At 63.1% G+C, this 26,720-nt stretch carries 31 protein-coding genes and 1 pseudogene; 11 read left to right on the top strand and 21 right to left on the bottom strand.

Features of this window, described 5'->3' with window-relative positions; genetic code table 11:
• Positions 1 to 1,392 precede the first annotated feature (1,392 nt).
• Positions 1,393 to 1,740, bottom strand: a complete 348-nt coding sequence (locus tag AB0L63_RS30930) for a hypothetical protein (RefSeq protein WP_364508113.1) — start codon at positions 1,738 to 1,740, stop codon at positions 1,393 to 1,395.
• A 140-nt stretch (positions 1,741 to 1,880) separates the two neighbouring features.
• Positions 1,881 to 2,273, bottom strand: a pseudogene (locus tag AB0L63_RS30925) (transposase); the annotation flags it as partial.
• A gap of 188 nt (positions 2,274 to 2,461) precedes the next feature.
• Here AB0L63_RS30925 and AB0L63_RS30920 point away from each other — a divergent pair.
• Together AB0L63_RS30920 and AB0L63_RS30915 are read left to right on the top strand one after the other, a co-directional pair.
• Positions 2,462 to 3,277: an alpha/beta fold hydrolase gene (locus tag AB0L63_RS30920; RefSeq protein ID WP_364508111.1), complete on the top strand. Its 816-nt coding sequence runs from the start codon at positions 2,462 to 2,464 to the stop codon at positions 3,275 to 3,277.
• Entirely contained in the window at positions 3,261 to 3,791 is a 531-nt protein-coding gene (locus AB0L63_RS30915; RefSeq protein ID WP_364508108.1) for a hypothetical protein, read from the top strand. Before AB0L63_RS30920 ends, AB0L63_RS30915 begins: the two co-directional genes overlap by 17 nt.
• Positions 3,792 to 3,933: 142 nt before the next feature.
• On the opposite strand, the gene AB0L63_RS30910 is transcribed toward AB0L63_RS30915, so the two are convergent.
• The 4 genes from AB0L63_RS30910 to AB0L63_RS30895 all read right to left on the bottom strand — a co-directional run bounded on the left by AB0L63_RS30910 (position 3,934) and on the right by AB0L63_RS30895 (position 5,830).
• Positions 3,934 to 4,200, bottom strand: coding sequence for a DUF397 domain-containing protein (locus AB0L63_RS30910; protein WP_364508106.1), 267 nt, complete (start codon positions 4,198 to 4,200; stop codon positions 3,934 to 3,936).
• Complete coding sequence (locus AB0L63_RS30905; RefSeq protein ID WP_364508103.1) at positions 4,152 to 4,355, bottom strand: DUF397 domain-containing protein; 204 nt, start codon at positions 4,353 to 4,355, stop codon at positions 4,152 to 4,154. The genes AB0L63_RS30910 and AB0L63_RS30905 overlap by 49 nt, the downstream gene beginning before the upstream one ends.
• A complete protein-coding gene (locus AB0L63_RS30900; RefSeq protein ID WP_364508099.1) occupies positions 4,352 to 5,230 on the bottom strand; it encodes a helix-turn-helix transcriptional regulator in 879 nt (292 codons plus the stop codon). Before AB0L63_RS30900 ends, AB0L63_RS30905 begins: the two co-directional genes overlap by 4 nt.
• Before the next feature lie 309 nt (positions 5,231 to 5,539).
• Positions 5,540 to 5,830 carry a hypothetical protein gene (locus AB0L63_RS30895; RefSeq protein WP_364508096.1) on the bottom strand — a complete coding sequence of 97 codons (291 nt, stop codon included), beginning with the start codon at positions 5,828 to 5,830 and terminating at the stop codon, positions 5,540 to 5,542.
• On the opposite strand from AB0L63_RS30895, the gene AB0L63_RS30890 reads away from it, so the two are divergent.
• The 5 genes from AB0L63_RS30890 (at position 5,829) to AB0L63_RS30870 (ending at position 8,648) form a co-directional block, all read left to right on the top strand.
• A complete protein-coding gene (locus tag AB0L63_RS30890; RefSeq protein WP_364508093.1) occupies positions 5,829 to 6,008 on the top strand; it encodes a hypothetical protein in 180 nt (59 codons plus the stop codon). The genes AB0L63_RS30895 and AB0L63_RS30890 overlap by 2 nt on opposite strands.
• Positions 6,005 to 6,706 carry an ESX secretion-associated protein EspG gene (locus tag AB0L63_RS30885; protein ID WP_364508091.1) on the top strand — a complete coding sequence of 234 codons (702 nt, stop codon included), beginning with the start codon at positions 6,005 to 6,007 and terminating at the stop codon, positions 6,704 to 6,706. Before AB0L63_RS30890 ends, AB0L63_RS30885 begins: the two co-directional genes overlap by 4 nt.
• Before the next feature lie 171 nt (positions 6,707 to 6,877).
• Positions 6,878 to 7,396, top strand: coding sequence for a YbaB/EbfC family nucleoid-associated protein (locus AB0L63_RS30880; protein WP_364508088.1), 519 nt, complete (start codon positions 6,878 to 6,880; stop codon positions 7,394 to 7,396).
• The gene (locus AB0L63_RS30875) at positions 7,386 to 7,727 is read left to right on the top strand and encodes a hypothetical protein (protein WP_364508086.1); all 342 of its coding nucleotides are present in this window, start codon (positions 7,386 to 7,388) and stop codon (positions 7,725 to 7,727) included. Before AB0L63_RS30880 ends, AB0L63_RS30875 begins: the two co-directional genes overlap by 11 nt.
• A 39-nt stretch (positions 7,728 to 7,766) precedes the next feature.
• The gene (locus AB0L63_RS30870; RefSeq protein ID WP_364508083.1) at positions 7,767 to 8,648 is read left to right on the top strand and encodes a hypothetical protein; all 882 of its coding nucleotides are present in this window, start codon (positions 7,767 to 7,769) and stop codon (positions 8,646 to 8,648) included.
• A 215-nt stretch (positions 8,649 to 8,863) separates the two neighbouring features.
• Here AB0L63_RS30870 and AB0L63_RS30865 read toward each other — a convergent pair whose 3' ends face one another.
• The 8 genes from AB0L63_RS30865 to AB0L63_RS30830 form a co-directional block, all read right to left on the bottom strand.
• Entirely contained in the window at positions 8,864 to 9,367 is a 504-nt protein-coding gene (locus AB0L63_RS30865) for a hypothetical protein (RefSeq protein ID WP_364508080.1), read from the bottom strand.
• Between the two features lie 377 nt (positions 9,368 to 9,744).
• Complete coding sequence (locus AB0L63_RS30860) at positions 9,745 to 10,335, bottom strand: hypothetical protein (protein WP_364508077.1); 591 nt, start codon at positions 10,333 to 10,335, stop codon at positions 9,745 to 9,747.
• Positions 10,320 to 11,171, bottom strand: a complete 852-nt coding sequence (locus AB0L63_RS30855) for a hypothetical protein (protein ID WP_364508075.1) — start codon at positions 11,169 to 11,171, stop codon at positions 10,320 to 10,322. Before AB0L63_RS30855 ends, AB0L63_RS30860 begins: the two co-directional genes overlap by 16 nt.
• 3 nt (positions 11,172 to 11,174) lie before the next feature.
• On the bottom strand, positions 11,175 to 11,486 hold the full coding sequence (locus AB0L63_RS30850) for a hypothetical protein (protein WP_364508072.1): 312 nt from the start codon (positions 11,484 to 11,486) through the stop codon (positions 11,175 to 11,177).
• A gap of 273 nt (positions 11,487 to 11,759) precedes the next feature.
• Positions 11,760 to 12,269 carry a hypothetical protein gene (locus AB0L63_RS30845; RefSeq protein WP_364508069.1) on the bottom strand — a complete coding sequence of 170 codons (510 nt, stop codon included), beginning with the start codon at positions 12,267 to 12,269 and terminating at the stop codon, positions 11,760 to 11,762.
• 487 nt (positions 12,270 to 12,756) lie between these two features.
• Positions 12,757 to 13,101: an L-2-amino-thiazoline-4-carboxylic acid hydrolase gene (locus tag AB0L63_RS30840; RefSeq protein WP_364508066.1), complete on the bottom strand. Its 345-nt coding sequence runs from the start codon at positions 13,099 to 13,101 to the stop codon at positions 12,757 to 12,759.
• 30 nt (positions 13,102 to 13,131) lie between these two features.
• A complete protein-coding gene (locus AB0L63_RS30835) occupies positions 13,132 to 13,662 on the bottom strand; it encodes a pyridoxamine 5'-phosphate oxidase family protein (RefSeq protein ID WP_364508063.1) in 531 nt (176 codons plus the stop codon).
• Positions 13,663 to 14,264: 602 nt separating this feature from the next.
• Positions 14,265 to 15,554: a D-alanyl-D-alanine carboxypeptidase family protein gene (locus AB0L63_RS30830; protein ID WP_364508060.1), complete on the bottom strand. Its 1,290-nt coding sequence runs from the start codon at positions 15,552 to 15,554 to the stop codon at positions 14,265 to 14,267.
• Positions 15,555 to 15,678: 124 nt separating this feature from the next.
• Here AB0L63_RS30830 and AB0L63_RS30825 point away from each other — a divergent pair, with 124 nt between their 5' ends.
• On the top strand, positions 15,679 to 17,223 hold the full coding sequence (locus AB0L63_RS30825; RefSeq protein ID WP_364508056.1) for an MFS transporter: 1,545 nt from the start codon (positions 15,679 to 15,681) through the stop codon (positions 17,221 to 17,223).
• A complete protein-coding gene (locus tag AB0L63_RS30820; protein WP_364508053.1) occupies positions 17,213 to 17,818 on the top strand; it encodes a TetR family transcriptional regulator in 606 nt (201 codons plus the stop codon). The genes AB0L63_RS30825 and AB0L63_RS30820 overlap by 11 nt, the downstream gene beginning before the upstream one ends.
• Before the next feature lie 39 nt (positions 17,819 to 17,857).
• On the opposite strand, the gene AB0L63_RS30815 is transcribed toward AB0L63_RS30820, so the two are convergent.
• Both AB0L63_RS30815 and AB0L63_RS30810 read right to left on the bottom strand, forming a co-directional pair.
• Entirely contained in the window at positions 17,858 to 18,760 is a 903-nt protein-coding gene (locus AB0L63_RS30815; protein ID WP_364508050.1) for a phenylalanine 4-monooxygenase, read from the bottom strand.
• Between the two features lie 296 nt (positions 18,761 to 19,056).
• Entirely contained in the window at positions 19,057 to 20,544 is a 1,488-nt protein-coding gene (locus tag AB0L63_RS30810; protein ID WP_364508048.1) for an aminotransferase class V-fold PLP-dependent enzyme, read from the bottom strand.
• A gap of 961 nt (positions 20,545 to 21,505) precedes the next feature.
• Between AB0L63_RS30810 and AB0L63_RS30805 the strand changes: the two genes are divergently transcribed.
• Complete coding sequence (locus AB0L63_RS30805; protein ID WP_364508045.1) at positions 21,506 to 21,709, top strand: type II toxin-antitoxin system VapB family antitoxin; 204 nt, start codon at positions 21,506 to 21,508, stop codon at positions 21,707 to 21,709.
• Positions 21,710 to 21,721: 12 nt separating this feature from the next.
• On the opposite strand, the gene AB0L63_RS30800 is transcribed toward AB0L63_RS30805, so the two are convergent.
• Entirely contained in the window at positions 21,722 to 22,024 is a 303-nt protein-coding gene (locus tag AB0L63_RS30800; RefSeq protein WP_364508042.1) for an alpha/beta hydrolase, read from the bottom strand.
• 190 nt (positions 22,025 to 22,214) lie between these two features.
• Between AB0L63_RS30800 and radC the strand changes: the two genes are divergently transcribed.
• Positions 22,215 to 22,898 carry a DNA repair protein RadC gene (gene radC, locus AB0L63_RS30795; protein ID WP_364508039.1) on the top strand — a complete coding sequence of 228 codons (684 nt, stop codon included), beginning with the start codon at positions 22,215 to 22,217 and terminating at the stop codon, positions 22,896 to 22,898.
• 5 nt (positions 22,899 to 22,903) lie between these two features.
• Here radC and AB0L63_RS30790 read toward each other — a convergent pair whose 3' ends face one another.
• The 4 genes from AB0L63_RS30790 to AB0L63_RS30775 all read right to left on the bottom strand — a co-directional run bounded on the left by AB0L63_RS30790 (position 22,904) and on the right by AB0L63_RS30775 (position 26,646).
• Entirely contained in the window at positions 22,904 to 23,068 is a 165-nt protein-coding gene (locus tag AB0L63_RS30790) for an N-acetyltransferase (protein ID WP_364508036.1), read from the bottom strand.
• Between the two features lie 513 nt (positions 23,069 to 23,581).
• On the bottom strand, positions 23,582 to 24,352 hold the full coding sequence (locus tag AB0L63_RS30785) for a succinate dehydrogenase iron-sulfur subunit (protein WP_364508033.1): 771 nt from the start codon (positions 24,350 to 24,352) through the stop codon (positions 23,582 to 23,584).
• The gene (sdhA, locus tag AB0L63_RS30780) at positions 24,352 to 26,118 is read right to left on the bottom strand and encodes a succinate dehydrogenase flavoprotein subunit (RefSeq protein WP_364508030.1); all 1,767 of its coding nucleotides are present in this window, start codon (positions 26,116 to 26,118) and stop codon (positions 24,352 to 24,354) included. Before sdhA ends, AB0L63_RS30785 begins: the two co-directional genes overlap by 1 nt.
• A 93-nt stretch (positions 26,119 to 26,211) precedes the next feature.
• Positions 26,212 to 26,646: a succinate dehydrogenase hydrophobic membrane anchor subunit gene (locus AB0L63_RS30775; protein WP_364508028.1), complete on the bottom strand. Its 435-nt coding sequence runs from the start codon at positions 26,644 to 26,646 to the stop codon at positions 26,212 to 26,214.
• Between the last annotated feature and the right edge of the window lie 74 nt (positions 26,647 to 26,720).

Below are 26,720 nucleotides of genomic sequence, written 5' to 3'. Positions count from 1 at the left end.
ATCCAAGGGAACCGCGGCAACCATCAGCGTCAACACCGAACAGACCAACGATCAGTTTTCCACCGCACTCACCGCTATCACCTGCACAGTCGCCTGACCAAGAGTCATCTACCGTTCCGTCGACGGCATGGGGCGAAAGCCGACACGGTACATCGATGGAAGCGGCAAAGTCGTCGAATTGCCGAGATCCGTCGACTTTAAGACTCGCGGGCCAAGCGATAGACCACGTAGCCGCACCTAGCCTCGATCTTTCGAGCGACCAGCAGATTGGAGGTGACCGTATAGGTCGTTTCTGGTCGTAAGCTCGTCGTCGCTTGCCGGTGGGAGTCCGGTCCGGGTAGCTGTCAGGAGGCCCGGTAGCAGACTGGCGGCTGGGTCTGGAAACGGGTCCGGTCGAAGCCCAGTGTCGAAAGCCCTTCTGGGGGAGCGAAGATGCGGTCCGCAGCATGAAGCGAAGCCTGCGGCGTCGTTAGAGGTCCGTCTCGTGAGGGGCGGGTGAGGAGAGTGCCGAGCCGCCGAAATCACGGTGAAGGCCATGGAAGGCACCGAAGACCTGAAGATGCAGGTGCCGAAGAACTCTCCAGCGTAAGGGGCGTGGAACGTATCGACAGTGGCGGCGGGAACTGGTGAGGCCCTCCCCGGCCCGGTGACCTGCGGAGTAGGTGTTGCCGGAAGCGTGGCGCTCTATAACCGATGACCTCGGGAGGTGAGTGGCTGGCTGGAAGGGCGTCGGAGGCGGTCGTATTGCTGGTTGAGCCGGGCGGACAACACAACCGCCGGTGAGGGAAGGACCGCTGCTTCGTCGATGCGTCATGACTGTGGAGAGGGGCCTGGTGAGTGCCGTTGATGGCTAGTTCCGCCACGTCGGGGTCCGGTCCGGACCCGGTTCGGGTTTTGCAGCATGCGCTTTATCGGGCGGCCAAGGCAGATCCCGGGCGACGGTTTCATGCGTTGCGGGACAAGGTCTTCCGCAGAGACGTCCTGTGGCGTGCATGGGTCGCGGTGCGCGTGAACAATGGTGCACCGGGTATCGACAAGACCACTCTGGCTGAGGTCGAGCAGTACGGGTCGACCGGCTGCTCGATGAGTTGGCGGCCGAGCTGCGGGCCGGAACATGTCGGTCGCTGCCGTCGCGTCGGGTGTGGATTCCCAAGCCCGGCAGCAGTGAGCAGCGTCCGTTGTCGATTCCCGCTGTTCGGGACCGGATCGTGCAGGCGGCGTGCAAGATCGTGCTCGAGCCGATCTTCGAGGCCGATTTCCTGCCGAGGGCTGGGTGGTTTGTCAGTGCCAGCATCTGCATCCATGCGGTAAGGTCGAGCGCGAGCGCGACCAGCGCGAGCCAAATCTGGTTCGCTGCAAAGGATTTGAAGGGCAGGTTACGCATCCCGGTGTCTATCCCGGTCGGCCACCCGGAAAGGTCGACCAGGTCGGTGATTTCAGCGACCCACGCGCCTTTGCGGACCTGTCCGTCGGCGTCGTAGGCGGGGGTCCATACTTTCTTGGGGACCTTGTCGACTGCTTTGACGAGGGCGTCGGTGAGGGTGAACCGAGGGAGTACTGCACCCGCCGTTTGTGGCAGTACTTCACGAACTCGTGTGTTCCGCCGCCGGCGTCGGTGCGTACCAACACTTTCCGTCCGGCCTGCCACGACGGCTGCCATGGCAGCTGACCCAATGCTTGGGCGAGAACGGTTTTGTGGTCGGTGGCGGTGTTGGCGCCGGAGTTTCCGGGCCGCAGCAACAGCGCTGCGGGTTCGCCGGTTCCGTTGGGGCCGTGGTCGATGAAACGCGCACAGTGGATGGAACCCGAATCCTTTTCCAGGTCGGGGTGGCGTTTTCCTTCTCGGAGTGCGCGTCGAGCAGGGTGGCGTCCAGGTCGATGATCAACGGATGTTCGGCGTCGATCTCGTGATCGGGGGCGTGGATCCCGGCGCGTTTCCAGACCGCGGCCCGCGCGGCGGTGCGGGCTTTGGTGCTGGCGGACAACGCTTTCGGCGTATTCGAGGCCAGGGCGGCGACCAGCCGTGACACCGTCGGATCAGAGGCGACCGGACCGAAAATCCTCGGCTGGGTGCGCAAAACCGACACATCCGCGGCGCAGTCGGCCCTGGCCCCGGCCGCGACCGCGACCGCGATCGCCAGATCCAGCACGATCTTGCCCGGATTGTGGGTGGCGAGAGGTTTACACCACGGCGCCAACGCTTCGGACAAGCCTGTGACCAGGCCGATCCTTTCCGCGGTGCGCACCAGCAACAGCGAACCGGCCTGCGCCACCAACCCCGACCCGTCCCCGTCGGCGACCAACCGCGGATACCACGTAGAATCCTTCACCAGAAAGGTGCTCCTCACCCAACGATAAACGGCCCTCAGCAAGCCGAATTATCGTAGGTCGGAGCGCCTTTCGCCGTTCCGGGACCAGCGTGCACTCAATGACCGTGAATGGCGCAGGCTAGCCTTGGCGTATGGAAACATCCCCGGAGGTGCTCGAAACCCACATACTCGATGGTGTCGCATTGACTGAATGCATCTGCGACCCGTCCACAAGTCGTGCACCGGTGGTCCTCGTGCACGGCGGCTGCCACGGAGCTTGGCAATGGGAGGCGACTCAGCGATGGCTCGCGACCGTCGGACGTTCCTCGACTGCCTTGGATTGGTACTCCCATGGCGCTTCGCGTCGGCTGAGCGTCGACGAGTGGATCGCCCGCGGCATCCAAGACGTCCAACACGAGATCGGAATTGCTGTTCGAGAAGTCGGGACACGGCCAGTGCTTGTCGGACACAGCATGGGCGGCCTGGCTGCCCTGTCGTACGCAGCAACCCATACGGAGGAGATCGCGGCGCTCGTCCTGCTCACCCCCGTTGTGCCAGTACAGTTCGCAGGTGCCGTCGTCGATCTACCAGTCGACCTCACCGTACCCTGGCAGGCTCCTCCACCAGACATCGCACGAAAGCTGTTCTACGGGGGCGCATCGGAAGCTGACGGGGACGCAATCTACGCCAAATTGCAGGCGGAATCGCCCCGCGCCGTCTGGGAGGCCACGCGGTGGATGGTCGACGTGGACGTTGAGCGCGTCACGGTGCCGGTACTCGTGATAGCCGGCGAAACCGATCAACTGACCCCCGCCGACCTCGTATCCGACCTGGCGCGCGGCATCGGCGCAGATCTCATCACATTGCCTAGTGTCGACCACGGAGTAACCTTCGACCCGTCCTGGCCTGCGGTGCGCGCCCGCATCGACGCCTGGATCTCCGACGTGCTCGGTGAGCAGCGACTCTGATCTGCCAGCGGTTGCACTGTTGGTTTCTATTGTCGTGTCGGCGCTGAGCGCCTGCACCTCCTCCACCGATCGAGCCGACGATCAAACCTGCACTGGCACATTCGATTTCAGCTCTCCCTACGCTGAGCCGCTTGGTTCGAGCAAACGTTTCGATGCCGCGCTGCGTGAGGTGGCGAAGGGTGCGGACGGAGCCACGCTGATCGAGATAACCCGTGCGGCCGGTTGGACTGATGGCTGGGAGCGGTTGGTGGAGGTGCGTGTGTTCACCAAAGTGGCCGACCTCAACAAGAATGCGAACACGCCAGGTCAGTGTTGGAAGCATCTCCCCACAATGGGTTACCGGGAAGGGCCGGAGCAGGGCTACTACCTGTTCGTCGACAAAGGCAAGCCGGTTCAGATCGTCTCTTGGAGCGGCGATCGCAAGCCCCTCGAAGTACGCGACCGCGGGGCACTGACCGTCGAATCGGTGCTGGTGCCTCGGCCAAGGCACGACAGACTGGAGCCGGCACCATAGGAGTCTGTGGTGGTGACGTTATTCGGCCGCGCCACGTGGACGGATTCCGTTTCAACGCGTAGCGAAGTGCCATGTCCGTCGAACAGTAAGTCGGACAACGCCTCAGCTCAGACGACCTGCTCGCGACCAGACAGGCAGACCATCAGTAATCGAACTCTCCGCGAGTCGTCGCTGCGGTGGTGGCCGACCACTCCGCTGGGGTGAACATGAGTGCGGGGGCTGATGGGTTCTTCGAATCGCGAACGCCGACATGGTTGTTCGGGAGGAAGGCGACTTCGACGCGGTTCGAGTGGGCACCGCTGCGGCTGCTCTTGAACCACGTCGGTTCGAGAGGTTCGCCGTAGGGTGCCCGTCCAGAGATCAGTGGTCGAACTCTCCGCGAGTCGTCGCAGCGGTGAAGGCTGACCATTCGGCTGGGGTGAAGACCAGTGCGGGGCCGGATGGGTTCTTCGAATCACGAACGCCGACATGGTTGTTCGGAAGGAAGGCGACTTCGACGCAGTTCGCGTTGCCCCCGCTGCGACTGCTCTTGAACCAGTCGGCACCTGTCAGATCAATGTTCACGCGTACTCCTTTGCCATTCGCCTGAGCAGAGCACGGTTGTCGGCGGGATCCATCGCGTTTTGCCGGAGGCTCTCGTACGCGTCATGGTATCGCTGAATAGTGGTTGGTTTCGCAAGATACAAGTTCCCCGTGAAAGTCTCCGTGTAGACCACTGGCGGCTCGATTGCCTGCCCCTGCCTATCCGCGCCGAACTCCAGGATGACGAATGGACCAACCGCGACCCCCAGGGGAAACCCCGCGCCGAACGGGAGGATTTGCAGCCTGACATTGGAGCGTGTGCTCATGTCGGCAAGATGCCTCATCTGGGTCGCCATCACCTTCGACCCGCCGATCATCCCCCGGAGCACCGACTCTCGCAGGATGACGTTGAGTGTCGCCGGTTGGTGCTTTCGGGTGATTCTCGTTTGCCGACGTATGCGCAACTGCACTCGGCGTGCGTGCTCCTCGGGGCCATCGTCCGGATAGACGGATCGGATGAGCACACTCGCGTATGCAGGTGTCTGCAACAACCCAGGCACGAGTTCGGGCTCATAGGTCGTAAGCCGCTGCGCCGAAGCCTCCAGGCCGACGAAGAAGTCGAAGTTTGTCGGCATGACGTCGCCGAACTCGTACCACCAACTCAGCTCATTGCCCTGTACGGCAAGCCCTTTCATCGCGGCTGTGTGGTCCGCATCGAAACTGTAGATCTTGCACAGTGCGTCGAGGTCCACATCGCGCAGATGCGCTACCGTGCTCTTCTCGATCCGCTGCAACGTGCTGCCACTGCGCTCGATCAACATCGCCGCCTGTGCCAATGTGAGGTCGCACCCCTCTCGTCCATCTCGCAGATACTTCCCCAGCTGCCGCCGTGCCAGCGTCGATCCGTCCTCTGACATTGCCCGCCTCCCTTCAGGTTTGACTGTTCGCGTCAGCAGATCACACCGCCATCCCATGTGGAGGCCGCATCGAGAATCATCATGCAATCAGTGCATAACCTCAGGAAGAATTGCATCCAGCGGCGGATTCGCGATCCAGATCAGCGTTGGCGCATACCTGTTCAGCGGTCCACTCGACCCGCCCGAGCCCGGTACAGGCACACACCTTCGTGTGGGCGTTCGCGCTGAGCGCGGCATATGTGATCCGAAACCGCAGGATCGAAACCGATCGAGACGCACTTTGCGTCCCAATGGAACCGATTGACCGTTTCACGCGTCCAGTACAGTAAGCGCACGGATGGCGAGGGAGGCCGCCAGCACCGCCGCCACCTCGCCCGCCGCGACTACCAGCACTCCTGGCACCCAAGCGATGACACCGGGACAGACCGGCCACCTCGGCACTTCTGGACCGGGCGGCGCGTCCGGGCCCGGCAGCAGCACCACACCGAGCCCGGGACACAGCGTCACCGGCGTTCCGATGGCCGGAAACTCCAGCGCGGCAACGGTTTCCAGTGCGACGAGAAGTGCGGCCAGCACTGGCCGCAACGGTATGCCGGGCATGTCGTCGCCCGGTGCGGGACGCAAATCAGGGGAGGACGAGTCGAGCCGCAAGGTTCCCGATTACCTGATCGGCCAGTACGAAGAACTGGTCGGCCCGGACGATCCGGCGGTTCCCCCGTCGATCGGGGCCGACGCGCCCTCGGCGCAACCGTCCTACCCGACCGGTGAGCGCCGGTGAAGTTCGAGTTTACGCCGGATGAGTTCATGCACATCTGGCGCGAGACGCGGTCGGATCGCTACCCCTTTCCGTTGCGCCTGATCGCCTCGGTGCGCTGGGAGGACGAATTCGACCAGCTCACCCGCGAATTGGACCGTCGCATGCCGCTGCACGCCAACCCGGACCTCTCGGCCGCCATGCGGGTGGCAGCCGATCCGCAAATCGCCTTGACGCTCAACGGAACTCGGCGACGTCCGCTCCGCGCGTTCGGCGCGATCGACGCCGACATCGGCGGGGTGCAACGGCCGGGCCCCACCCCCGAATTCGGCGGCAATGTCGTGCTCGAGGTCGGCTCCGCCGCGATCGTGCCTGCCGTGTTCACGGCGGTGCTAGGCGACGTGCCGCCCGGACGGCATCCGGCCGTGGCCGAGGATGTCCAACGCCTGGTCGACGATCTCGAATCTTGGACAGGCATCGAAGAGACGGCATCGGACCGGATCTACCGCCTGCTGCGCGCCCCGCGCGCCGGTTCCGGAACGGTGGAAATCCTTCGCGGCCTACGCGATTCACATCCCGTCGCACCCGAATATCTGAACTGGTTCGACATCGATGGCGACGGTCGCTACCACTACCGCCACCAGTACAACGAATTCCACATCGCCCCCTGCGACCAGTCCACGATCCGCCGCGAACTCACCCGTATGGCACAGATTCCCTGACTGCCGCTCGAGCACCGATGGTCGCTCCCCGCGTTTTGACTGCCAGATAGTCGGATGCTCGAGAAATCGATACACCTCGGACTGTCGGTGCGGGCGAAAATTGATGGAACCACACCAGCATTCGGCGCGTCTACAACTTTGAGACGACACTTCCGATCTGAGGACTTCAGTGTGGATTCATACGAGCAGGCCCAACTGAGTGCACGCACCAATGTGCTCCAAGGCGAGGTCGACACCATGCTTGCCACTTACGAGCAGCAGTTGCGTGACATCGCGAACGCCCGAGACGTCCTGGCTACGGCAACCGCCGAGGGTTGGTCATCGGACAACCTTATTCGGGTGACGGCGAACTCGGCTGGGGTGCCGGTTGATGTGTGGGTCGACCCCGCTACCTACAAGCGGATCACTCCGGACAAGCTCGGCGCATCCATCACTGAGGCCGCGCAGGCCGCGGCGCGAGCGGCGAAGGCGGAGATCGATGCTGTGCTCGCACCGGTTACCGCGGCCGCCGCCGAATTCGTGCCCCCGGAGGACATTTTCACCAGTATCCCGTTCGTCGGCCGCCCGATCGGGGATATCTTGCCGCCACCTCCCGGGCCTGAGCAGGTGCCGACGGGGCCCGAGCCGGATGCGGACGAAGACGAAGGACCGCACTGGAAGGGCTGGGGGCAGAGCAAGAATGGCTGGTAACGATGACTTCGGAATCGATCCGGAACAGGTCAAGGCGCAAGCGCCGAAGTTCGCTGAGCTTGCGAGCCAATTGACGACAGGTCTGGCCGCGCTGCGCAATGGGCTTGCCGAGCATGGGGAAAGCTGGGGCAACGACGAATTTGGGGACCGGTTCGCGCAGAACTACGTGCACAAGGCCGACGAGGCGTTGGAGGGAATCGAAGGCGCCGTACTCCTGTTCCAGTTCCTGGAGAAGGGAGTCGGGCTCACCGCCGACACATTCGAAGGGTTCGATCAGGAATTCAAGGATGCCTTGACCAAGGTCACGCGCAATCTCGATGGAAAGGGCTGACCGGCAGTGGGACTCGAGATACCCGACGAGCTGAAGCCGGTGGCCGCGCTGGTCGTAGCGAAATGGCCCGAGACCGATGAAACCGGCCTGCGTGCCCAAGCCGACCGCTGGGACGAAATGGCTGAATTGCTGGAGCAACTCAGCGAGCTCGGCGACGATGTGGTCAAGGTCGTGCTGGCGCACACCGCAGGGAAAACCCACGACGCGATCGATGCCTTCTGGAAGAAGGCTGGCGGTAGTGACGGAGCGTTACCGCAACTTGCCGAGTTCTGCAGGGAATTGGCCTTCGTGCTGCGAGTGATGGCGTTCCTTGTGCTCGGGGTAAAGCTCTACATCATCTCCATGCTCGTCTATTTGGCGGTCCAGTTGGCGATTGCCGCCGCATTGGCGGTCGAGACACTCGGCGCGAGCGTGGCAGAGGGAGCCGCGGTCCAAGTGGCGGTCCGGACGATGATCATGACTGCCTTGCGGGAGTTGATCCAGGAGATCGGCGTTCGCACGATAGTCCAGGGCGCAGTCCTCGGGGCGGGCATCAAAGCCGGGACTGAGGTCGGGTTCGAGTCGCTCGAAATCAAACTCGGCATCCGGGATGGCTACGACGGATTGAGTATCGCCTCACAGGGAATCTCCGGTGCGATCTCGGGTGCGGTCGCCGCCCCAGTGACCAAACTGCTGAACGACAATGGGGTCAACCTCACGAACAGCTCACTGGGTAAGACGGTTTCCAACTATCTGATCGGCAAGAAGGTCGGCACCACCGTCTCGGAACTTACGTGGGGTGAGCAGGATGGCATCACCGATCGGGTGAAAAAGGATGCGGGCGACTACGTCCGCAAGGAAATCGTCGAAGAACTGTCGGAAAAGCCGGACACTCAGACCACTAGCCAGCCACAGAGCAGCCTTGACTTGCCACCTCCCTGATCGGTTGACGTTGTCGACCGGAGCGCTGCCATGCACGAGGCACATCACCTGCGGCGCGAGGGGTGGACAGGTGGAACCTCCCGCAGCCTGAGGCCGCAGGCGGCGGAAAGTCGCTGGGCGGGTACGGGTTTGGCGGATTGGGATATGGGGCCTGTTGGGTGCCAGCGGGATACGGGTGGTGGCTGTAGTCAGAATTGACCGCTGGGCGGGTTCTGCTATGCGGGAGCTAGACCGTGTCCGGACCTCAGTGCGTTCACATCACGTCGGCGGACAGTAACCAGGTGTGGATCGGGGTCCCCGCTACCGCCGAAACCGTCGGCCAGTGTGAGCGCGGTGATGAGGACCCGGGCGAAATACCAGAAGATGAGGCGGCCGGTGGTTGGCCAATTGCCGTCGTCGCCGCGGATCACCACGAGTCCGAAGATTGCCTTGCCGAGGGTGGTGTGGGTGATGCGCTGGACCGCGACAGTATGGATAAAGGACAGCACCACGTAGGCGACGATCGCGAGCGCGATCCCGGCCAGCCCTGAAACCTTGACCAGGACTGTGGCAGCCAACCCAGCATGAGATGCAATGTCGATGATCGGCGCGAAGAAGACGCGCCATTCCCGCGGCGAAGGGTAGCGGGGATCGTTCTTGTCGCCGTGGTACCGGGGTTCGCGCGGTGCTGACTCCAGATAGTCGTTGACTCGCCGCAAACCTCGACTCACGATCCCCATATCGACGATCTTGGCATACCTCGTGCTGTGAAGTCTCCATGCGCGGCGGTGACACCGCGCATGGCCCGAAAGGGTCTCGCATTCATCGAGTTTCGGATCCGTCAGCACCCACAGGGGCGGCTCCAACATGATGCCTATAACGCCCCCGAGCGGCCAGTCCGCTACGTACTCGTCGCCGATACCATGTTGCGTGAACATAGTGATGGCAAGAGCGTGGAGGTAAACCGATGTCTGCGGTTCACTACGACAGCTACACCGAGGCTCGCCCTCATCTGAAAGGCACAAATCGTTCCCTGATCCGCCGCTTCAGTACAGAGGGCTGTACCTGCTAACGCCACGACACCCGCACCGCCGTCAATCTTACCTAATCTGTGAAATCACCAGGGCCATCCAAAAATCCTGCGCGCTTTGGAAGGCAAGGGTTGGCCTTTCAATGCGCGAACCATACCCACAAGTGTTTCCGCCCCGGCCTGAAGTGTTTCCGCGCCGGCCTGCGTGCCCGCGTCATTGCCCAGATTATAATGTAACTCGCCATACCATCCATCGATGGTCGCAGTCAACGTGTACGAGGGCTGAGTAGTCCGGTGATTCCTGTTCGTCGGTATCGGGTCGACATATTGGTCGACGGACGCGCCGTCAACACTGATATGACGCGCCAATCGGCCCTCAACAGCGGACTGTTTCGGTTCTTGCCGCAATGCGACGTATCCGAGGTACTCCGTTGGGGTCTCGTAAAAGCAGCTTTCCCCAAGGCCGATCTTCTTGCTCATCGGCGTCGAGGTGACTGAGCTCGTTTTCAGGTTCGTGGCATTGAATTGCTTGGCGAAGAACGGCTTCGGAAAATCGCACAGTTCCTGCATAGTGTGCGTGCTTTCACCGAGGTCCACAGGCCGAATAAAACCGCATCCGGAAATTGTCAGCACACCCGCCAATAGTGCGAGCCTTGCAAGATTCACCTTGCCGCCCATTTTTCCGAATTGGGCGAATCTATCGACAGTGATCCTGTCCCGATTTCCGGCCACTTGTTGTTATGAAACGATCTGGGGTTATCGGTGGAGCTGTTGATTTTGTTTATGATCTTCTTCTGGGCTAGGAGTGTGTCGCCAAGTGTCTTTGCATATTCGCCGGCAATTTTGATCATTGAACCGAGGGCATCTATCGCATCCGAGGCGCCAAAGGGTGCCCCCACACCAGTGGCTATCTTGGCCAGTGCCGCACCTAGATCGACAAAGAAATCGATCAAGTCCTTGACGATCTTGGAATAGAAGTCCCAAGCAGCGTCCGATGCTGCAGCGAGGCAGTCGCTCATGACATCGCAGTTCGAGCTGGCGGTATCGGTCGCAGTTACCTGCAGTTGCTGTGCTGCGAAGTATTCATCAGCCGCGGCGCCGCTCCATTTACCGCGAAGATCAGTCTTGACTAGGACCCAATTTCGCGCCTTGTTGATTTCGGTTTGAACATTAAGCCAGTCTCCGCTGACCTGAAGCAAGGCGATCGGCGCTTTGAGTCCATCAATGGCATCTTGCAGTTTGCTCAGGAGTTCAACGATCTTATCTTTGATCTCCTCCTTGTTGTCTTGCATAGTCCCGGTGAAGTCATCTTGGGTGATTGCGCCGTAGGTCGCACCGATGGCGGCACCAATCGGCCCACCGCCGAAAGTTCCGCCCTCAGCCGCTGCGAGCGCTATCGCACCCTTCCGGAAAGCCTCCTCGACATCTTCGGGAGAATTCCTGATGCGCTCGATCTGCTTCGAGAAGTCGGCCAGTACGGTATTCAGATCATCAAGGGTCTTGGTTGCGCCCACAGGTCACTCCTCATCAAGTCTGAGCAACACGCTGGCAAAGTTCTGGTCCTGCTCCATCAGCACCTTGGCAACGTGCTCGAGGGTGTTGCCCATCGCTTCGGTCTGCTTACTTCCTTCGGACACTCTGTCGCTCATGTATTGGGCCGCTGCCACCTGTGCATCCCAAATCTCCTGAAAAAGCGCCCACGCCACTTCTTTGTTGCTGTACTGGATGCCCTGGGCTTTTTCCGTGCCTTGCTTCAGGTCGGTGGAGGCATTTTCCCAGGCTTTCGCAGACGAGACCAACTTGTTCAGGTCGGCGGAAAAATCGGGCATTACTGGGTCCTCATCAAATAGTCCCTATACCGGCGAAGCTCGTGCTCGAGCTCTTCATCGGAACGTGTCGCCCATGTTCCGCTCTCCTGGAAGATCGGGCGCTGCTGACGAATGCTATTCGAACAGTCGATAATGTCGCGAGCAATGTTCCAGAGCGGGACAGTTGTCGCCCATTCCGGGTTGATGTCAATCCGGCTGATTCGAGACAGGTTTGCCATGACAGATACCGACGGCGCTCCGAACTGGGTGTCCGGTCCGTCGGCCTTGAACGCATCACGTCCGCGGAGCGCTCGTTCGATTGCCTCGAATTTTGCGCGTGAACGCGATTGAAGTAGCGCAATCATTTGGGAGCGGCGCGGGCGGGTGTGCGCTCAGGTCCGAAAATTTTCCGCGCGCGATGATCGGCGCGTCACGCGCCCACAGCGCAAGATAGTATCCTGTCATTGCTGCTGCAGAGAAATCGTGCGGATCCAACCGGTTATGGAGATTCCTATCGATGTCGATCGCTATCGGAAGGCGGTCATTGTCGAGCTTCATCGAAACCATTCCGGCGCCGATCAGACCGGTCGTCGGTCTGCTATTCGATGATTTTCGCTCTGGATCCGGTGAGGTGTCTAACGGACTCGCAGTCGCGTCGGACATTGCGCTTCCCGGAACCGGTGGGCTCGACGTAACCTGGGCAGGTGCGGGCTCGGGTGCAGCTGGCTGCTTTATTTCAAGAGGATCGTCGTCCCAGAACTCATCCGGATCGTCGTAGTGATTGTGAAAACCCCCAATTGTCATTATCACAGCCACCGCAAGGCGGCGACAGCCCGACTGGACGTCTTTGTGTACTTGAAAATTTGCATCGAACCCCCGCTCGGTCTGGCCGCGTCACTGCGGACACATGGACTCTAGTTGGTATCAGCCGTTCGTGCATCTCTCCACCGGAAGGCTCGGCCAGACCGGCGGCGGGGTGAGCACGGGCGCTGTGGCGAACCATCGGCGGACCTTCACACACCACCGCCGACCGCACCGAACCTCTGAAATTGCCTGGGCCATCCAAGAATTCAGCGTGCGTTGTTCTTGGCCCACTGAATTCCAAGCTCGCCGCTCCCGCCGGTGACCGATCTCGTTACTACCAGCACACCCTTGACCTGAACCCAGTGGCTGGTCACGCTGGCGGCGACACCGTCACCACCAAGCCCGGTTATCGCATTGTCGCCGCCGCGGCCACCCACCCATCTGAGTGTCGTCGCGCGGCCGCTGGGTGGGCGGCCGGAAGGCAGCCTTACCGGGGGATTCGGTCGAAATGGAACGGGCAGCGGCTGCCCCCGAGTCCAATCGTGGTGGTGCGGTCGAACCGGAAGCCGTGCTTGCCCGGATCGATGGCCGCTATCCAATTGCTGTCGAAGGCGCACATCGCCGGGGTCAGTTCGGCGGCCGAATGGGCGGCTAGTACATCGTGATAGAAGCAGCGCACGACCTCCAAGTGGTAATGGTGATCGTCGTCGGCCGGGCGTTCGAAGCCGAAACCGGCTCCGAACGCGTGTATTTCGCGCGATTTGGATACTTCGACCATGGCATCGAACGGATCAGCGGCCGCATCGAGCATTGTCCGGGTGCTGGCTTGCATGGCCGGTCCCGATGCCGCCGGTCCTGCGGATCAGGACTGGGACGCCGCGGTGAGCTTTGCGATGTCGGAGGCGTAGACGGTCATCCAGTGCGGATGCAGCCGGTAGTAGACCACGTCGTTGTCCCAGTCGAAGAAGTCGTCGCCGTAGAAGTCCTTGAAGTGCGCGAGCAGGTCCGGCCAGTCCGCGGCTGGCTCGCCGTCCTCGGGGTTGAGGATCTCCACCGTGCCGTGCGTGAACACGCCCAGGTCCTCACCGCGCATGTGCGCGGCGCTGACGGCGGGCCGCGCCGCGAGGTGGCGCGCCTTGGCGGCGCCGCGCGCCGTGCCGAAGTGCCACTTTCCGCGCAGGAAGTGCCCGTCTACGCCGCTGATCCGCGGTTCGCCCTTCGCCGTCACGGTGGACAGCGCGAGGGTGCACATGCCGGTGAGGACCTGGCTGAGCTGCTCCGCGGTCAGTGTGCTCTCAGCGTTGATGATCGAGCGGAGGTGCGAGGTGGAGCGGGAGAGGGAGGCGTCGAGGAGGGCCTGAAGCTCTTTGAGATCTTCTGGAGTTTCATGCATGGAGGTCCCTTGTCTATTCGTATCCAGCCGTGGTGGCCGGTCCATGCCCACCCATCGTTGACCGGCGAAACCATCCTCGTCTCAAAACCTGACATCTTGTGTCATATTTTCTGCTCTATTTTCGCGGGCGTCACCGGGCCGCATCGACGTAACCTTTCGCGCGTGAAAGAGAAGGTGGCGTACGTGGAAATGACAGCTCATGGTCAGCTCGAGCCGGCTGCTCCGGTTCCCGGCCTGGACCTGCAGCCCTTGAATCGAGATTCACCACTGGTTGTCGACCTCCAGGCCAGGATCGGTGCCGCCTATGGCTGGACGAGTGCCAGTCGAACCGAGGAGGAATGGATCAGTTGGTTCGCGAGCTGTCCGGGCCGGACGTTTTGGCTGCTGACCTTCCAAGGTGAACCGGCAGGCGTACTTTCCTACGAGGCTTGCGCACCTTCAAGATCGAGGAAGGAGAGCGCGGCTGAGCATGAGCGACCCTCTGCGTGCCCAGCCGGACGCCACACATGGCGATGACGGGTGAGAGGGCTGCGGCGGCTACCTGCGCCTCGATGTCACTCCGCGCCGCGGCGCCTGCCCGCACCGAACTTTCGGACGAGGTGCTATCGGCGGCGGCTCATGCGGCGGGCGCCGAACAGGAGTGCCAGGGCCAGGATGAGGCCGCCTATCAGCAGTAGCGTGCGGGTGTCCGCGTGGTTGCCGGGCTCAGCGGCGGGCTGGGCTTCGTGGTCGGTGTCTTTCGGTGGTGGGGAGGCAAGTCCCGCAGTGGCTTTCGTGGATCCGGACTTGATTTCGGGGAGCTTGCCGACGGTGGAGTCCGTCGGCAGCGCGAAACCGTAGTCGAGCAAACGTGCGGCCTGTTCCCACGGCCGCAGCGGCCGTACATCGGCTTTCAGCAGCGTCACGACGAGTCGGCGGCCATCGCGTTGGGCGGCGGCGACGAATGTCTGCCTGGCGTCGTCGGTGAAGCCGGTCTTACCGCCGAGCGCGCCCTCGTAGTTGTAGAGCAGGTGGTTGTCGTTGGCGATGAGGAAGCCCGGATGGTCTTTGTCGTCAGGGTCTTTCGGATCCTTGGGGAAGCCGGGAAAGTCGACCTCTTCGGTCTGGATGAGTTCGGCGAACAATGGGATGGTCATCGCCTCGCGGAACAATACGGTCAGGTCGTAGGCCGAGGTGCTCATGCCGGGCCCGTCCAGGCCGGACGGGCTGGCGGTCCGAGTATCCAAGGCGTACAACGACTTCGCCAGTTCGTTCATCTTCTGTACGGCACCGGCGTCCCCGCCGAGTTGGGCGGCGATGGCGTGCGCGGCATCGTTACCCGATGCCATGATCAGCGCCTGCATGAGCTGTCGGTTGGTGTAGCGGCCGCCCGGGCCGATGCCGACGCGGGTGCCATCGGCATTCGCGTCCTCCTGTGTTCCGGTGACGGTCTTGTTCAGGTCGAGGTTGCGCAGCGCGACGGTCGCGAGCAGCACCTTGATGGTGCTGGCGGGCCGGTAGCGCCCATGCGGGTCCTTGGCGGCGAGCACCTCGCCGGTATCGAGATCCGTTACCTGCCAGGCCGTCGCGGAAATGTCCTGCGGCACCGGCGGTGCGCCGCGCGGGATGACGACACCGCATTCACCCAGACGTGCGCCGCCGACCGGCGGAATCGGCACGGCAAGTGGGGTCGGCGTCGGCTGTCCGGGTTCGGGGACCTCGGATAGGTCGATCGGATTGGGCGGCTTCGTTTTCTGTGGGCAGCTGTCGGTATTCGGGGTGCTGAACGGCGTGGTCGTTGTCGACGGCGTCGCCTGCGAAATGGTCGCGGCAGGGCCCCAGGTCACGGCGGTAATGGCCAGTGCAGAACCGAGGCAGAGGGCGACAAGGAGGCGAAGGTCCCGGATGCTCATCGGCTGCGAGCCTACTGATCGGGCGCGCGGGGGGCGTCCAGAGACGCCAGTGGGCGAATATTGACAGAAGCTACTAAATGAGAGTTACTATCAAAAAGTTGTAGCTGTCATTTTTGGAGGGCTTATGAACACAGACCCGACTCGCCGCTGGTTGGCGCTGGGGGCGCTGGCTTTGGCAATGCTGACCGTCGGCCTGGATATGACCGTGCTGACCGTCGCGCTGCCCACTCTCGCCGTCGACCTGAACGCGAATACCGGCGCGCTGCAGTGGTTCAGCACCTCGTACACCCTGGCGCTCGCGGCCGTCATGCTGCCCGCGGGCGCGCTCGGCGACCGTTACGGTCGCAAAAAGCTGCTGCTCGGCGCGCTGGTGCTGTTCGGAGCGGCCTCGCTGGCCTGCGCGTTCGCCACCACCGCCGGTCAACTCATCGCCGCCCGCGTGGTCCTCGGCGTCGCGGCCGCGGTCATGATGCCGCTGTCGATGGCGGTGCTGCCGGTGTTGTTCCCGGATTCGACAGAGCGGGCCAGGGCTATGAACATCTGGATCACCTCGACCGCACTCGGACTGCCGCTCGGTCCGATCCTCGGCGGTTGGCTGATCGACAACTTCTGGTGGGGTTCGGTATTCCTGATCAATGTTCCGATGGTGGTGCTCGGTGCGGCGGCCGTCGCGGCCCTGGTGCCGGAATCGCGGAACCCGGACCAGCGGCCGATGGATCTGCCGGGCATCGCGCTGTCGATCCTCGGCATGCTCGGCGTCACCTACGGATTCATCCGCCTCGGCGATAAGGGCTGGGGCGACGGACTCGGCTGGGGTGCGCTGCTCGGCGGCGTCGCGATCGTCGCGGTGTTCGTCGTGTGGCAGCGGCGTGCGAGCTTCCCGCTGATCGATCTCGGCCTGTTCCGCAGCCCCGGTTTCCGCTGGGGCGCGGCGTTCACCGTGATCATCACCTTCGGCTTGTTCGGTCTGTTCTTCACCGTGCCGCAGTACTACCAGGCGGTGCTCGGGGTCGACGCGCTCGGCAGTGGGGTGCGGCTGCTGCCGATGATCGCCGGACTGGTGATCGGATCGCGGCTGGGCGATCGGTTGCAGCCGAAACTGGGATCGGCCGTGATGGTGGCGCTCGCGCTGACCGTGCTGGCGGTCGGCATGGGCTTGGGCGGGCTGACCGAACTGGAGACCTCGTACTGGTTCGTGGCCGTGTGGGTCGGGTTGACGGGCGCGGGCATGGGTCTCGGGCTGCCGGTTGCCATGGCGGTCGCGCTGGACGATCTCGAGGTGGCCCGCGCGGGCGTTGGCTCGGCATTGGTGCAGGCCATGCGTCAGGCGGCGGGGACCATCGCGGTGGCACTGCTCGGCACCGTCCTGGCTACCGTGTACCGCGACGAACTCGGGGCGCTGAATGTCGATCCGATTCGCGACAGCGTGAATGCCGGTGTGGCAGTCGCGAAGTCGACCGGCAATGCGAGCATGCTGGAACAGGTACAGTCGGCATTCGTCGGGGGTATGAGTGCGATGCTGTGGGTGTGCGCGGCCATCTGCGCGGTGGCGGTGCCGCTCGCACTGCGGGTGCTGCCGCGGCGGTCCGCCGCCGCAGCGCAAAGCCGGGAGACGATGCCGGATGCACTGGCGGCGGCCGATGGGCCAGAATCGACACATGTCGGTTGAACTGCCCGCGGACGGGCCGGCCGCGCAGAGCCTGCGCGAGCGGAAGAAGGAACGCACCCGCCGGACGATTCGCGAGGAAGCGTTTCGGCTGTTCCGTGAGCAGGGCTACGTCGAGACCACCATCGAGCAGATCGCCGCGGCGGCCGAGGTATCGCCCAGCACCTTCTTCCGCTACTTTCCGACCAAGGAACAGCTGGTGCTCGCCGACGATCTCGATCCGCTGATGATCGATGCGATACGCGCCCAGCCACACGACATCCCGCCGTTGACCGCATTCCGCAACGCGATAGCGGCGGTGTTTGCGAATCTGCCCGCCGCCGAGCTGGCATTCGAACAGGAGCGTCAGGCACTGGTGTATCACGTGCCCGAGCTGCGTGCGGCCATCGGATTGGAATTGCAACGTGGCATCGATCTGATGGCGGGTCTGCTCGCCGAGCATATGGGTCGGGATGCGGACGACTTCGAGATACGCATAACCGCCGGCGCCATCGCGGGAATCGCACTTGGCATCGCGCCGATCACGCCGATGAATGCCGAGAACCTCAATCGCGCAATGGATTTCCTGGAGGCAGGGTTACCGCTCGGCAAGCAGTAGTGTCGCCGAGCGGCCGAAAACCCTAGGCGGACTTCGAGTTCAACGCTGTGTCACATTGCTCTTGTCGTGCAGTGCGCGCTGCGGCGAATCGTCGTCCATGGTGGCGAAGAAGCCGCCGATCACATCCTCGATCTCCGAAACCGACTGTGCGCAATAGAGAATCGGTTGATAGTGCGTGATGTCGTAGCTGGCGGTACCCATCGCCGCCACGTCCAACGGTCGCAGCTCGGCGTGCTGGAACTCCTCGATCTCGCCGTAAGAGGACAGTAATCCGGCTCCGTAGCAACGGATTTCGTCCTTCTCGCGAACCACGCCGAACTCCATGGAGAACCAGAAGACGTCGGCGAGGAACTTCAGGGCGGTCTCGGTGGTCAGCCGGACGACGGCCGCGCCGACCGCCTCGTAGATGGCGGCGAAGCGCGGGCTGGCGATCTGATTGGCATGCCCGATGATCTCGTGGATGGCATCGGGTTCCGGGGTGTACAGCGGGGCCGAGTGATGCCGGATGTACTGGGTGGAGTGGAAGGTTCGGTCGGCGAAGGAGCCGAAGAACTCGCGCAGCGGCACCAGGCCCGCGGCGGGCACGTAGCGGAATCCGGTCAGCGGGGTCAATGCCGCGGAGACCTCGTCGAGCTGTGGAATGTGATCGGTTGGCAGATCGAGCTGGGCCGCGGCCGCGAGCACCTCGGTGGCGGCGTACTTCCGGTGTTTGCGGGCGAGCTCCGCCGACACGATGCGCCACACCTGTTGTTCGGCATCGGTGTAGTCGATGTGCGGCAGTGGTTTACCCGGTGCGTAATCCAGCGCCATCGCGGCGATCGCATTGCGGCGGGCGCGGTACTCCGGATCGTGCACGCCGGGGTGCTCGTCGCTCAGGTGCACCATGACATCGCCATCGCCGGATCGAGTCACCGGCGAGTACAGCTGAGCTTCGGTGAACATACGTCGATGCAAGCACCGCTGGGCCGTTGCGACAACAAAAGCCCGCCCAGATGGTCAAACTGCCTAGTTGGGAGGGCTTTTTCGGGCTATTACCGGCACCAGACCGATTCCGGCGGCGGCGAGCTGATCAGTGGTGGCCCTGCAATTCGTGCACCATCGCGTCGCCCACGCCGCGGCCGAGTCCCCAACGTTGCACGTTGTGTAACACCGCAGGAGTGCTCGTCCGGTATCCGGTGCCGGTGATCGGAGCCGTCAGTGGCGGTTCCGAACACCGGGCGCAGGTGCAGGGGGTTCGTTCAGCAATGCCCTCGCGGTGGAAGATCCTGCGCCTCACACGGACGGTTACGGTAGGTGGTGTCGACGAATTCGACGAATCGCTGGGCATCCTGGAAATTGGAGGCGATTCCGAAAGAGACACGGAGAGCACCGCCGGTGGGCAAGCCGAGTTCGGTGATATACGAATCGATCGTGAGAGGAGGCTTTTCGAACAGGCGAAGCAACGACGAGCGGCCGATGTCGAAGGCGGCCTCGCCAGCGCCAGGATTGCAGAAGCAGCCGGTGCGTAAGGATAGCCCTGCTGCCGAGGATTCGCGTGCTACCAGACGCTCGTCGACGATGGCCCCGGAGGGGTCGAGGATGTTCAACGCGACCGTCGCACCGCGGTTGACAATATTGCGCGGGCCATAGATGCGGACCACTGGGGCGCCGTTGTCGTGCACGAGCGACAGCAGCTGATCCAGAAGCCACCCGGTCAGGCAGCGGGTACGCCGATTGATCACATCGATGCCGACCCCGTGCAGCCAGTTGAGACCATGCTCGATATCCGGTATGGCAAGGAAATTCACGGTGCCGTCCTCGAATTCAGCACATCCTGCGGCTGGTGTGTGCCACTCTCCCTGCGCGCTGGCGACCTGAATGGTGCCGCCGGAAAACCACGGCCGCCGTAGTCTGGCCAACGCGTCGCGGCGGGCGACCAGACAGCCGACTCCGGTCGGATAACCGAAGACCTTGTACCAGCTCACGGGTACGAAATCGGCTCGAACGGTGGCGAGATCGAGCTCGTGTGTCGGCAGGTATGCGGCGGCATCCAGTAAGACATCGAAGCCGTGCTCGTGTGCGATATCGACCCATTCGAGTGGATGCTGAACACCGGTGAAATTGCTCTGCGCCGGATAGGCGAACAACCCACGGCGACTGTCGCGTCCGTTCGCCGCGGCCGGCGAGAGTGATTCCCGCACCGTGCGGTCGCCCAGTGCGGCGCGGACGGCGGCCTCGGTCACTCGAAGTTCGGTACCGGTGATCGGGATGTACTCGGTTCGAGCCCGCCTGGAGCGGGCGAATTCTCGAATGCCGTTGACCGAATTATGGTTGTCGGCCGTCAGGACGAAACGTGTCGACCGGCCGAAGGGGTAGGCCTCGCCGACCAATCGGCATGCCGTCGTGGCATTCGCCGTGAAGATCACGGTGTAGTCCTGCGGTGGCGCATTGAAATGGGCGAGCACAGCAGCCCTGGCAGTCTCGACCCCGGCCGTCGCCGCACGTGAGGTGGGATTGTCCGAATGCGGATTGCCGTAGCAGCCCGCAGAGATCCACTCGTTGTGTGCCTGGTGTTGGGCGGTCGCGGCCAGCCCTGCGCCGGTGTAGTCGAGATAGACGTCCTGGTTGCGGTCGAGATAGGCGTACTCGGTGGCGCGCAGGTCATCCAGCACTGTCGTAGTGATGTACTCCGGATAATCGGCCAGAAATTGCTCTGCGCTGATCGTTCGCGCGCCGTCGCCGCTCATGGTCGGTCCTCGTCTCGTCGTGCGGGGTCTGCCGCGGCCCGGTCGGAGCGACGCCACGTCATCAGATCTCCCTAGCGTTGTACGCCGAGTACGAGTGTCGCTGAAGTAGCTCGGGACATGAAGCCTGCATTGATCCCCGCCGTGGTAAGGCCGCTTCCCGCGACGATCGCCGCCGCCGACAGCATCCGCACCCACAGCTGGTGGTGCCGGAACGCTGTGGCAACGCAAGAGGGTTCCGCATAGCAAACCGGTTGGTTGGGGGGATCACGCTTCAGAATGGTCCATCGCGCTACGTGGCGCATCGGTGTCCGATCGGTAACTCGGTATGGCACAGGGGGATGCCATGACATCACGCTGCCGGCAATCTTTAGTGCTTCCGGAGCTGATCCATCGCATGCTGCGTTTGGTTTTCGCTGATCTCGAGGGCATCGGCAAAGTCGGCGTCGGAGCTGCCGGCGGTGTATTCGATGTGTATGTTGGTGTATCTCGTTGCGGTTCATGAGTCCCCGCGTAGTTTCGGGTCGCCGCCGCCCGAAACACCCCGCCATCCGCGCGGTCATCGCCTCGAATTCCCGTTCCCACAACCCGACATCTACGCTGTCCGTCGCGGCCGCCCGGCAACTTGCTGATCCCGCACAAACCGGACATGGTCGCGCGGTGGCTGCCCAGAATCGGGGCGACACGCCGACACACGTTGCCGTGCAACCTGTCTCATATTTAAAACCACCTGCGATGCTCGGTGTTTGCGTGCTGAGTGTGCTCGACGGCCGCCGTATCCGCGGAATGTGCTGCGTGCTAGGCATGTTCGTGGTGATCGACGGGCGTTCTGTGCTCGTGCGCTATGCCGGGGAACTATACCCATGTAGGTAATTAGGCAACTGTGGATTCCGGCGTTGTGCCCGATTTGCCAGACATCAGCGGGCCGGATAAAGCAATATGGCGAATGTACGAAGGAGGGCGCATGAAATCCGTGCGGATCGATCTCGACCAGAAACTGCTCGTTGCCGCGGCCGCCATCATGGGCACATCGACGAGCAGCGCCACTATCAACGAGGCGCTGCGCCGAATCGTTGTGCACGAGCGGCAACTTCACCATCTGGAACGGTTGGCCGCCGGAGTGCTGTGTACCGTGCCCGGACCCGGTGTCGCGGTTGCCGACAACTGATCGGACCGTCGCTCACCTGGTCGGACAGCGCAGACCTTCCTGCGGCGGGGTCAGCTCGAGCAGGTAATTCAGGACCGGTTCGTCAACACATGTGACGCCGTCCAAGAACGAACCATGTTGGATGCCTTCATAAGTGACCAACGTGGCGCCCGGCGCACGGGCGAGATTCGTCGCGCTCTGGTAAGGCGCGACCGGATCGCCGGTGGAGGAGACGACAACCAACTTCGGTAAGCCGGTCACCGTCGGGATATGCGGGCGGCTGGTCGGTGGGACCGGCCCAAAGGCGCAGGCTTCGAACGGCCGATATGGCCGCACCGCCGCTGTCGAAGGCCGCGGCGCCGGCGCGGACCCGCCGGTCCAGCTCGAGCGCTCTCTCACCAAGTTGGGGTCAACCCAGCAGAGCGACAGTCGGTGGGACAGACACGACGCTCAGGAACCTTCTCCATCAGCAATGTCGGTGGGGGCTGGCATGATGCGGAGATCGCACCGCATTCGAGGGGGATTGATGTCGGTACCCATCGCCAAACTGCCGTCCGGTCAACGACCACGGGAACGGCTGCTCACGCTCGGCCCGCACGCGCTCAGCGACAGCGAATTGCTCGCCCTTCTACTGCGTCAAGGGCGTCGGGGTGAAAGCGCGCTGGAAATGGCCGCCGAATTGATCGCCGAGCACGGTGGCATCGCCGGTTTGGCGGCCGCGCGGCCGGAGGAGCTATCGCGGCGCTCGGGCGTGGGGGCGGCCAAGGCGGCGGCCATCATCGCCGCCTTCCACCTCGGCACCAGGGCCCGCAACAGTCCGGAAACCGCCCCGCGTCTGGACGGCGCCGCCGATGTCGTCCGGGTGGCGCTGCCGCCGTTCGCAGGTGCTCGCGTCGAACGGTTGCTGGTGCTGGTGTGCGATGCGCAGAATCGCTTGCGGCACAAGGTATTCGTCGCCGAAGGGGCGATCGATCAGGTCGCCGTCCCGGTCCGCGAAATCCTGAATACCGTGCTGCGCCACGACGGTCGGGCCTTCGCGGTCGTGCACAATCACCCTTCCGGCGATCCGGTTCCCAGCTTCGACGACCGGCGTGCGACCACTCTGCTCCTCGAATCCGCCCGCACCGTCGGCCTGCGCTTTCTGGACCACGTGGTGATCGGGGGCGACAGATGGGCGAGCGCTGCACCGCTGCACCCGTCGAGTACCTGATGCGGTCAGCGGGGTAGTACTGGAATGAGTTGCAGCAGTGTGGATGTCGGCTCATCGATGCTCACCGCGAAGTCGTTGTGCCGGTTGACCCACCGCACCACGAACGGGCATACCGGCACGATCCGGCGGCCGGTCGCCACGGTGTCCGCCAGCACGTCGTGGATCAGCATGCTGCCAATTGCCCTGGCCGGTGCCGCCAGATATCGGTGCGTCCCGAGTGGGCACGTCAAAGAATATCTGTGCCGATCCGGATCGGATTTCGGAGCGCCTCGAGGTAGGGGTAGAGCCCGAACGTGTCGCGCTTACCGAAGACGAGGGATATTCGTTGGGAGTCTGGCTCCTCGAAGGCGCATATCGGACAGAGTTCGTTTACGCATGCTCAGGCATCGATCTTCAGCTTATCGAACATGTTTCGTAATCCCGATCTGAAGTATCTCGCGGTACGGCTTGATCAATCCCTCCGCTAGAAGAGAGTGAAACTCCCTGTGTTGCATCGTGTTTGGTTGCTCAGGAGCGATCGCTCGATATCAGAGCGTTCAAATGCCACTGAAATGTCCGCGTAAATGGTACTGAAATGAACGCAATTCGGTGGTATTTCTTCGGTGCCCGAGCGACTGTGCTCGAGCGGAAATAACAAAGGCCGCCCGCGTCTTTCGATGCGGGCGGCCTTCGAGTGCCTCGGGTCAGCGGGCGAAGAGCAGTGCGCGCTTGACTTCCTGGATTGCCTTGGTGACCTCGATGCCGCGGGGGCAGGCGTCGGTGCAGTTGAAGGTGGTGCGGCAGCGCCAGACACCTTCGACGTCGTTGAGGATGTCGAGGCGTTCGCGGGCGCCTTCGTCACGGCTGTCGAAGATGAAGCGGTGCGCGTTCACGATCGCGGCCGGGCCGAAGTAGCTGCCGTCGCTCCAGTACACGGGGCAGGAGGTGGTGCAGCAGGCGCACAGGATGCACTTGGTGGTGTCATCGAACCGGGCGCGGTCGGCCTGGCTCTGGATCCGCTCGCGGGTGGGCTCGTTACCGGAGGTGATCAGGTAGGGCTTCACGGCACGGAACGCGTCGAAGAACGGCTCCATGTTGACCACGAGATCCTTCTCCACGGGCAGGCCGCGGATGGGCTCGACGGTGATGGTGAGGGTCTTGCCGCTCTTGTGCAGCATGTCCTTCATCAGCACCTTGCAGGCCAGCCGGTTCACGCCGTTGATCCGCATGGCATCCGAACCGCAGACACCGTGCGCGCAGGAGCGTCGGAAGGTGAGGGTGCCGTCCAGGTAGGACTTGATGTAGATAAGCACGTTCAGGAAGCGGTCGGTCGGCAGCACCGGCACCTGGAAGGTCTCCCAGTGCGCGCCCTTGTCGTCCTCTGGATTGAACCGGGCGATCTTGACGTCGACCATGACCGAGCCCTCGGGGACCGGAGCGGACTTCTGCGGGGGTGTTTCGAGTACGGCAGTCATCAGTACTTACGCTCCATCGGCTCGTAGCGGGTCTGCACCACCGGCTTGAAGTCGAGGCGGATATCGGAGATGAGCTCCGCACCCTCCTTGTAGGCCATCGTGTGCCGCATGAAGTTCACGTCGTCGCGGTCCGGGTAGTCCTCGCGGGCGTGGCCACCGCGCGATTCCTTGCGGTTGAGCGCGCCCACCACGGTGACCTCGGCCAGCTCCAGCAGGAAGCCGAGTTCGACGGCCTCGAGCAGATCGCTGTTGTAGCGCTTGCCCTTGTCCTGCACCGTGATTCGGGTGTAGCGGTCCTTGAGCGCGTGGATATCGGTGAGCGCCTGCTTGAGCGTGTCCTCAGTGCGGAACACCGCGGCGTTCATATCCATCGTGTACTGCAGTTCGGTGCGGATATCCGCGACCCGCTCGTTGCCGTGATCCGACAGCAGCATGACCAGCCAGTCCTGCACCATCTGCGCCGGGTTCTCGGGCATGTCCACGAACTCGGTGCGCTGGGCGTACTCCGCGGCGGCGATGCCGGAGCGGCGGCCGAAGACATTGATGTCGAGCAGTGAGTTGGTGCCCAGACGGTTGGAGCCGTGCACCGAGACGCACGCGCATTCGCCCGCGGCGTACAGGCCGGGCACCACATCGGTGTTGTTGCGCAGCACCTCGCCGCGGATCCGGGTCGGGATGCCACCCATCACGTAGTGACAGGTCGGCATGACCGGCACCAGTTCCTTCACCGGGTCCACACCCAGGTAGGTGCGCGCGAATTCGGTGATGTCGGGCAGCTTCTCCTCGAGCACGTCCTCGCCGAGGTGGGTCACGTCGATGTAGACGTAGTCCTTGTTCGGTCCGGCGCCGCGGCCTTCGAGCACTTCGAGCACCATCGAGCGGGCGACGATGTCACGCGGCGCGAGGTCCTTGATGGTGGGGGCGTAGCGCTCCATGAAGCGCTCACCGCTGGCGTTGCGCAGGATGCCGCCCTCACCGCGCACGGCCTCCGAGATCAGAATGCCCAGACCGGCGAGACCTGTCGGGTGGAACTGGTGGAACTCCATATCCTCCAGCGGCAGACCCTTGCGGAACACGATCGCCATACCGTCACCGGTCAGCGTGTGCGCGTTCGAGGTGGTCTTGTACATCCGGCCGGAACCACCGGTGGCGAAGACGATCGACTTCGCGTGGAAGACGTGCAGCTCGCCGGTGGCCAGCTCATAGGCGACCACACCGGTCGCCACCGGACCGCGATCGGTCTCGGTGAGCACCAGGTCGAGCACGTAGAACTCGTTGAAGAACTCGACGTCGTGCTTGACGCAGTTCTGGTACAGCGTCTGCAGGATCATGTGGCCGGTGCGGTCGGCGGCGTAGCACGCGCGGCGGACCGGGGCCTTACCGTGATCGCGGGTGTGACCACCGAAACGGCGCTGGTCGATCTTGCCCTCGGGCGTGCGGTTGAACGGCAGACCCATCTTTTCCAGGTCCATCACCGCATCGATGGCCTCCTTGGCCATGATCTCCGCGGCGTCCTGGTCGACCAGGTAGTCACCACCCTTGACGGTGTCGAAGGTGTGCCATTCCCAGTTGTCCTCTTCGACATTGGCCAGTGCGGCGCACATGCCGCCCTGCGCCGCACCGGTGTGGCTGCGCGTCGGGTAGAGCTTGGTCAGGACGGCAGTGCGGGCCCGGGGACCGGCCTCGATCGCCGCGCGCATACCGGCGCCACCGGCACCGACGATGACGACGTCGTAGCGGTGCTCCTGAATCCGGGATTCACTCATGCCTCCACCTCGCTGCGCTCGGCTCCGGCATGTGTGAAACACGCTGTATCGATGATTCGTTCGCTGCGCTCACTCATCGGAGTTCGCCTGTTCCTAACTGCTGATGTTGGGGTCGAAGGTGAAGATGACGTAGGTGCCGACGCCCACGATCAGGATCATCGAGATGGCCAGCAGGGTGTTCAGCCAGAACCGGGTCGAGTCCTTGCGCGAGTAGTCCGCGATCACGGTGCGCAGGCCGTTGCCGCCGTGCAGCTGGGCCAGCCAGAGCATGGTCAGATCCCAGAACTGCCAGAACGGGCTGGACCAGCGGCCCGCGACGAAGGCGAAGTTCAGCCGCTTCACGCCGCCGTCGAGCAGCAGCATGATCGTCATGTGGCCGAGGACCAGCACGATCAGCAGCAGGCCGGAGAAGCGCATGAACAGCCACGCGTACTTCTCGAAGTTGTTGCTCGAGCGGGCACGTGGCGAGCGGGGCAGATCCAGGCTCGCAGGCCGGTCGTAAGACTTACCGAGAACGGGTGCGCTCATGCCTGCACCTCGCTGACGCTCGGCTCCGGCATGACCGCATTGGCGGCTGTGTTCATGATTCGTTCGCTTCGCTC

The organism is Nocardia sp. NPDC051990 (assembly GCF_040680755.1).
GTDB lineage: Bacteria > Actinomycetota > Actinomycetes > Mycobacteriales > Mycobacteriaceae > Nocardia.
This window is presented reverse-complemented; position numbering and strand designations above follow the sequence as displayed.